This is a genomic window from Variovorax sp. P4_D9 (genome assembly GCF_056401695.1).
On record NZ_JBFUIU010000458.1, the window covers coordinates 1 to 7,250 of the forward strand.

Genomic DNA, 7,250 nt, shown 5'->3' on the forward strand with positions numbered 1-7,250 from the left:
CTCGAGCGGGCTGGTCATCGGCAACTATAGACGACGCCGAAGAAGACTTCCGGAAATTGAATGGCAGTAGACCCGATTGAATCCCGCTGCCGCCGGTCCGTCCCTAACATCGATCGCATTGACGCCGGACCCACGACAACGGCGCATTCACGATCGACAGCCCACGGAGACAAGATGTTCCTGCGAAACATGTGGTACGTAGCCGGATTCTCGGCCGACCTCCAACCCGGAAAATGCCTGGCCCGCCGCTTCCTCGGCGAACCCGTCGTGATGTTCCGAACCGCGTCCGGCGTGCTCAGCGCGCTGACCGACCGATGCAGCCATCGCGCGATGCCCCTGAGCGAGGGRCACGTCGACGGGGAAGTCATCCGCTGCCCCTATCACGGCGTGGAGTTCCATCCAACCGGTGCCTGTGCTCGCATCCCGGGGCAGGAGCGCATTCCGCTCGCCGCCAATGTGCGCGCCTATCCGGTCTGCGAGCGCGACGAGTTCATCTGGATCTGGATGGGCGACCCGGACAAGGCGGATACGGATCTGATCATGCGCAACCCCGAGCACAGGGATCCGGCCTGGAGCTGGCGTCCCTACACGATGCACGTCAAGTCCAACTGGCAACTGCTGGTCGACAACATCCTCGATCTGACGCACGTCGCCTACATCCACGCCAACACCATCGGCGGCAATCCGCAGACGCACTTCAGCGCCAACGTGTCCGTCGACTTCGACGGCGACAAGGTGACGCTGCTGCGCAAGATGCCCGATTCGGTGCCGCCCAAGACCTACATCGCCGCCGGTGGATTCAAGGGCAACGTCGACCGCTGGCAGATGGTCGAGTACCAGCCTGGCACCGGCAACGTGCTCCGAGTGAACGCCGGCGCCTGCGACGTCGGAACCGGTGCCTACGAAGGCCGCCGCGACAACGGCTTCGTGCTGCTGAACGTGCACGGTGTGACGCCCGAGACCGAGACCACGACCCACTACATCTGGACGATTTGCACCAACGCGCCGGCCGAGTCGGGCGTGCCCGACAAGCTGTTCGACCAGTTCTACGAGACCATCTGCGAAGACGAGCGCGCCCTCGAGGCGCAGCAGAGGCGCATCAACGACACGCCCGACATGCGCTTCGTGGCCATCGCGAGCGACGGCGCGGTGAACCGCGCACGCATGCTGCTCGACGGCATGAAGAAGAACGAAGCCGTGTCGATGGCCTAGCCAAGGGCACGGGCCACCACCGAAGCAACGACCGCGAGCGGCAGCGCCGCCGCGACCGGTGGCCGACGCCTTGCGCTGGCCACCCACCCCGGTCCTGCCGAGGGCGAATCCGACCCGGCTTCACATCCCGCGGCCTCCGCCGCAATGTACATGGAGACGAGATGAAACACGAAGAGAGTGTCGACCTGACACGCGTAGGGCCCGGCACGGTCATGGGCGAATTCATGCGGCAGTACTGGATGCCCGCCGCGATGTCTTCCGAGGTAAAGAAGGTCGGCGAGCCCGTGCGTCTGATGCTGCTCGGCGAGAAGCTGATCGCCTTCAGGGACAGCGAAGGCCGCGTCGGCATCCTCGACCATCGATGCCCGCACCGCTGCGCTTCCCTGTTCCTCGGGCGCAACGAAGAAAGCGGCATACGGTGCGTCTACCACGGCTGGAAGTTCGACGTCGACGGCCATTGCGTCGACATGCCCAACGTGCCCGTGCGCCAGGATTTCAAGGACAAGGTGCACGCGAAGGCCTACCGTACGGCGGAACGCAATGGCCTGGTGTGGGTGTACATGGGCAAGGAGCAGGCCGCGCCGCCACCGCTGCCCAACATCGAGGCCAACCTGATCCCCGATGCGGAGGTGTGGTGCCTCCAACGCGAATGCAACTGGCTGCAGGCGCTCGAAGGTGACATCGACACCTCCCACGTCGGCTTCCTGCACGTGGGCATGCTGAGTCCGGACGATCTTCCCGAAGACCACCCGATGCGCCCGACCGTCGTCAATCGGACGCCCGAGTACGAGGTTCGCAACACCGACTGGGGCGCGATGTACGGCGGCTACCGTCCCAGCGAGGACGGGAACATGTCCTGGCGCGTCGCCCATTTCATGTTCCCGTTCTGGACGCAGACGCCAAACGCCCGCTTCGCCACCCGCGCCATCGCCCGCGCCTGGGTGCCGATGGACGATGAGCACAGCATGCTGTTCGATATCTCGGGCGGCATCGACGAAGGCAACCCCGCCTACATCTCCAAGCGCAAGAACGGCGAGCCCCTGTACGAGAAGTTCGTCTACGAGCCCAACAGCACCGACTGGTATGGCCGCTGGCGCTGCCGCGACCGCCAGCACAACGACTGGGGCATCGATCGCGAGTCGCAGCGCGACGGAACGCAATACACCGGCATCGCCAACATCACGATCCAGGACCAGGCGGTCACGGAAAGCATGGGCCCGATCACGGACCACGACCACGAGCATCTGGCGCCGACCGATCAGATGATCGCGCGCACCCGTCGCATCGTGTTGATGGCCGCGCGCGCGTGGCGCGAAAAGGGCATCCTGCCGCCCGGCGCGAACCAGCCGAACGTCTTCATGGGCGCGCGGGCCGGCTCCTTCCTGCACGACCCCACCGTGCCGCTCGAACAGGCCTACCAGGAGCAACTGGAGAAGGCCGTGCGCTGGAAAGCCACCGCTTAAGGAGCGCGTCATGCAGCTGAGAATCCGTTCCGCACGCTGGGAAGCCGATCACATCCTCGGCTTCCGCCTGGAGCCGCTTCGTGGCGAAAGCCTGCCTTCTTTCACCGCGGGAGCGCACGTGGAGGTCACGTTGCATCCGGGATTGAAGCGCAGCTACTCCCTGTTGAACGACCCGGCAGAGCGGGATGCCTACGAGATCGGCGTGCAGCTCGATCCCGAAAGCCGCGGCGGATCTCAGCACATCCACGAGCTCTGGCGACCGGGACAGGTCATCGAGGTCTCGGAGCCTCGAAATCTTTTCGAGCTGCACGAGGGCGCGAGCCACTCGGTCCTGATTGCCGGCGGCATCGGCATCACGCCCATGCTGTCGATGATGCAGCGACTCAAGGGACTCGGGCGTTCCTGGGAATTGCACTATGCGGTGCGCAGCCGCAACCGCGCCGCCTTCCTCGAGCGCCTGGAGGCGCTTCCGAACGTGCAGCTGACCATCGACGACGAGCCCTCCACGGCCCGGCTCGACCTGAAGGCACTGATTGCCTCGACACCTTCAGATGCCCACGTCTACTGCTGCGGACCCGCCGGCATGCTTTCCGCATTCCGCGAGCACGGCGGCTGCCTGGGCGAGCGGATGCACTTCGAATATTTCGCCTCGGACGCCAAGGTCGCCTGCGATGGCGGCTACCAGCTGCAGCTTCGGCGCAGCAACAAGGTGATCGAGGTGGCCGCCGGCGAGACCATGCTCGACGCGCTGCTGGGCGCGGGCGTCGACGTGGGTTTCGCCTGCTACGAGGGTGTCTGCGGAAGCTGCCGGGTCGGCGTCCTCGACGGTGTGCCGGACCATCGGGACCAGTTCCTGACCCCAGCGGAAAAGGACGCGAACAACGCCGTGATGACCTGCTGCTCGGGCGCCCGCACACCCACCCTCACCCTTGATATCTAGCAGCAGGCCGTACCTGCCAAGAAGGAGACAACAATGAATCACTGTTCACGCCGCAGCATGCTGCAGCTCATGTCGGCAGGCATCCTGGGCTCGGCACTGCCAGGTGTCCATGCCGCGGAGACCTGGCCCTCGCGCCCCATCAAGCTCGTTGTTCCATTCACGGCGGGCGGCAGCACAGACCAGTTGGCCCGTGCGATTCAGCAGCCCTTGTCGGAGATGCTGGGCCAGCCCGTGGTCGTCGACAACAAGGTGGGTGCAGGCGGATCGATCGGCACCGAGATCGTGGCGCGTGCCACGCCGGATGGCTACACCCTGGTGTTCGGTAACTCGGGGCCGAGCGCCGTGACCTCGCTGTTGCGCAAGCTGCCCTACGACGTGCAGGCCGACTTCCGTCCCATCTCGACGGTCGCGCTGGTGCCGCTGGCACTCGTCGCGTCCAACTCGCTCGCGCCTCGCGACCTGAAGGAGTTCTTGGGCTATGCGAAAAAGCACGATCTGAACTTCGGATCGGTCGGCACGGGATCGATGGCGCATCTCACCGGCGAATACTTCAACGAAGCCGCGGGACTTCGCATGCAGCACGTGCCATACGGCGGCGGCTCCGCCTTGAGCGCGGCGATTCTCGGCGGCGAAGTCGAAGCGGGCTGGTTCAATCCGCTGGACGCCACAGCCGTGGTGGCCTCCGGCAAGGCCCGCTATCTCGCGGTCGCCACGCCCAAAAGACTAAGTTGGATGCCGGACGTGCCGGCCATCAGCGAAGTCGTCCCGGGCTTCGAAAGCAACGCCTGGTTTGGCGTTCTGGCACCTAAGGGCACGCCGGACGCCGTCGTGCGGCGCCTGAACGAAGCGATCGTTGCTGCCGTGGCGAAGCCCGAGGTGCGCAAGCTGATCGAGGACAAGATGGCCGAGCCTCGCAGCAGTTCCCCCGACGAGATGGCGTCCGTGATCCAGCGAGAACTTGCTCAGTGGAAGCCGATCATCGCCAACAACAACATCAAGCTCTGAGGTGCGAATGCAAACGAACAACCCTTCTCAAGGTGTGAGCTTCAATTTCGACGGCCGCTCGGTCCTGGTCACCGGGGCAGGACGCGGTGTGGGAGAGGCGATCGCGCGCCTTTTTCATGTGTCGGGCGCGAGGGTCGCGGTCAGCGACGTCGATGGCGAAGCAGCGCTGCAAGTCGCCCGTTCACTCGACGCCTCGGGCGACACGGCGATGGCACTGACGCTGGACGTGCGCCGAAAAGACGCCTTCGGAGCAGCGCGCGACCGAATCGCCGAAGCCTGGGGACAGGTGGACATCGTGGTCAACAACGCCGGCTATGCCAAGCGAACGCCGGTGGAGGACATCACGCCCGAGGAGTTCGACGAAATCGTGGCGATCAACATGCGCAGCGTGTTCCTGAGCTGCCAGGTCTTCTCGGCGCACATGCGCGCCAACGGTTACGGACGGATTGTGAACGTGACCTCGCTCGCAGGCCAGAACGGCGGTACGGTGGCCTCGGCCCACTATGCGGCGGCCAAGGCCGGCGCCATCATGCTGTCGAAGTATTTTGCGCAGCAACTCGCGGGCAGCGGCGTGACGGTGAATGCCATCTCGCCCGGACCGATCTCCACAGCCAAAGGACGCCTGTCCGAAGAGCAGGTGGCGCGCATTGAAAAGCTCGTTCCGATTGGCCGCTTCGCGGAGGCGTCCGAGATGGCAGCCGCCGTCGCCTTGCTGGCTTCAGATCAAGGGGGCTTCTTCGTTGGAGCAACCTTGGACCTGAATGGCGGCCTCTTCATGCGCTAGACAATAAGCACCGAGGCCGCGATAGCACCAATCCTGCATTTTGACGAATCGGCGCGACCAATTTCGCAGTTCTCCCGCGACTCAATAGGTGGTAGCTACGCCGGCCGGTCGACGAAGCATGATTCCTATAGAACAACCCACTCTTGTCCAAGACGGAGATAGAAGGCGTTGAGCCATCCCGATGCGTAGGGTAAAAAGTTTGTGACCAAACGAACTTCCACCCCACTCACGAGAGGCCCAACGTGAAAGCATCATGCATGCAAACCAAATTCGATACTTCGCGAGTCCAAGCACGCAAGGGCTGCGTAAGACGTTGAATAATGAGGAGCTTCGCGCCCCGCTTCTCGACGCCGCTCCGATGGGGTCTCTCCCTTCCGAGCCGCGCATTGTGCGAGCCCTGGAGACGGCGCCCCCGTTTGCCCCACAGCATCGGGTGGATTCCATGCCCACATCCAAGACGCCGACGCCCTACAGTCTTGGCAAAGCCAGCATCTCGGCGAGCGCGCCACGAAGGCCATCCAGCAGTGAACGGACAGTAAGCTAAATTGAACACGCGAACTACACCGCAGGCGATGGACCGTTTGGTGCCCACGACCGAGGGTGGTCCCCCCGAACTACCCCCAGTTTCCAGTGCAGGCTTACTTCACGAAATCCTGAATCGTCTTGCCGCTGTCGATGGCAGCCTTCAGCCACCGAGGCTTCGGACCGCGGCCGGTCCACGAATTGCCAGCGCCGTCGCTGTAGGTGACCTTCGAGGGTGCTCGCTTGGCCCTTTTGGCCGGCGCTTTGCTCGCCGGAGATGCACCTTCCAATCGACCAATCGCGGAAGCTAATTTTGACGAGGTCCCCGAACCTGCCCGGAATTCGTCGATCGACCGCCCCGCAGTCAGGGCATCACGCAGCCAACGCGGACGCGGGCCACGGCCTGACCACACATTGCCGGCGCCATCACTGAACTGGTCAAAGGACTTTGTACTTTTCTTCCTGGCGGCCTTGCTCGGCGCGGAATCAAGACCCAGATGGGCGGCCGTCAGGCCGTAGTGCGCGATCGCAACCTTGATGCGATCAACGACGCCTTTGATCTCACTGCCACGCAATGCTTCTGCCTGGCGCTGGAGTTGCTCGATCTGCTCTTGGATCTGCTTATAGGTTTGTGCCATTGCTTGCTTTGTAGTTCAGGGGTGAGAGTACGGGGTCTCTCGGGGAGCGATTCTGCCACTGAGAGGCGAAATTAACCATCTGGGCCTCAATTGACCGACGACGAACAGATGATTTTGTTGTCCATGCATTTATTGCCGATCCCGTCTTATCATTGTTCAACGCGCATAAACGCGCATCTCCATTCTGCTGGGGACTGTAGGTCTGCTGGACCTGAACGTCGATGGGCAACTTGGCACGGAATCCGCTCCGACCGGACACTGCCACCAGCCAACGCTTGCGCCAATCTGCCCATGTGAAGTTGCAACATGAATTGAGCTGCCGAGCGCGGCGCACGCGGACATCAAGGAGGTGTGCGCCGACGGCTGCGCATTGCGCCGTTCGGATCGCAGCCGATACTTCCTCGGCGCATATTCACAACAAATGCGTCATACAGATATTTGCTTTTTATGCGCAAGAGAGATATGATGCGAATATCTGCCTAGCGGATATCCGTCATGCAACAGTTCCTCTCCAATCCAACGCAGCTGGGTCACCTCCTGGCCAGCGCGCGAAAGGCCAAGCGGCTCACACAAGCCGAAGCCGGTGCTCGCGTTGGCATCAGCCAGAGCCGGCTGTCCGTGTTGGAAACAGACCCTTCATCATTGACCGTGGAGCAGTTGCTGGCGCTGACCGGCCTGTACGGGCT

7 protein-coding genes are annotated in these 7,250 nt (G+C 63.2%); 6 read left to right on the forward strand and 1 reads right to left on the reverse strand.

Going from position 1 to position 7,250, the window contains the following annotated elements:
- Positions 1 to 174: 174 nt before the first annotated feature.
- From AC1DY5_RS35020 to AC1DY5_RS35040, 5 genes are all read left to right on the forward strand, one after another.
- Positions 175 to 1,212, forward strand: coding sequence for a Rieske 2Fe-2S domain-containing protein (locus AC1DY5_RS35020; RefSeq protein WP_478119014.1), 1,038 nt, complete (start codon positions 175 to 177; stop codon positions 1,210 to 1,212).
- Between the two features lie 161 nt (positions 1,213 to 1,373).
- Positions 1,374 to 2,675: a Rieske 2Fe-2S domain-containing protein gene (locus AC1DY5_RS35025; protein ID WP_478119016.1), complete on the forward strand. Its 1,302-nt coding sequence runs from the start codon at positions 1,374 to 1,376 to the stop codon at positions 2,673 to 2,675.
- A 10-nt stretch (positions 2,676 to 2,685) separates the two neighbouring features.
- The gene (locus AC1DY5_RS35030; protein WP_478119018.1) at positions 2,686 to 3,615 is read left to right on the forward strand and encodes a PDR/VanB family oxidoreductase; all 930 of its coding nucleotides are present in this window, start codon (positions 2,686 to 2,688) and stop codon (positions 3,613 to 3,615) included.
- Between the two features lie 33 nt (positions 3,616 to 3,648).
- Positions 3,649 to 4,620, forward strand: coding sequence for a Bug family tripartite tricarboxylate transporter substrate binding protein (locus tag AC1DY5_RS35035; protein WP_478119020.1), 972 nt, complete (start codon positions 3,649 to 3,651; stop codon positions 4,618 to 4,620).
- A 7-nt stretch (positions 4,621 to 4,627) separates the two neighbouring features.
- Positions 4,628 to 5,404 carry an SDR family NAD(P)-dependent oxidoreductase gene (locus tag AC1DY5_RS35040; protein WP_478119021.1) on the forward strand — a complete coding sequence of 259 codons (777 nt, stop codon included), beginning with the start codon at positions 4,628 to 4,630 and terminating at the stop codon, positions 5,402 to 5,404.
- A 638-nt stretch (positions 5,405 to 6,042) separates the two neighbouring features.
- Here the strand turns inward: AC1DY5_RS35040 and AC1DY5_RS35045 are convergent.
- The gene (locus AC1DY5_RS35045; protein ID WP_478119023.1) at positions 6,043 to 6,564 is read right to left on the reverse strand and encodes an H-NS histone family protein; all 522 of its coding nucleotides are present in this window, start codon (positions 6,562 to 6,564) and stop codon (positions 6,043 to 6,045) included.
- Between the two features lie 495 nt (positions 6,565 to 7,059).
- Between AC1DY5_RS35045 and AC1DY5_RS35050 the strand changes: the two genes are divergently transcribed.
- A partial coding sequence (locus AC1DY5_RS35050) for a helix-turn-helix domain-containing protein (protein ID WP_478119025.1) occupies positions 7,060 to 7,250 on the forward strand: 191 nt, incomplete at its 3' end.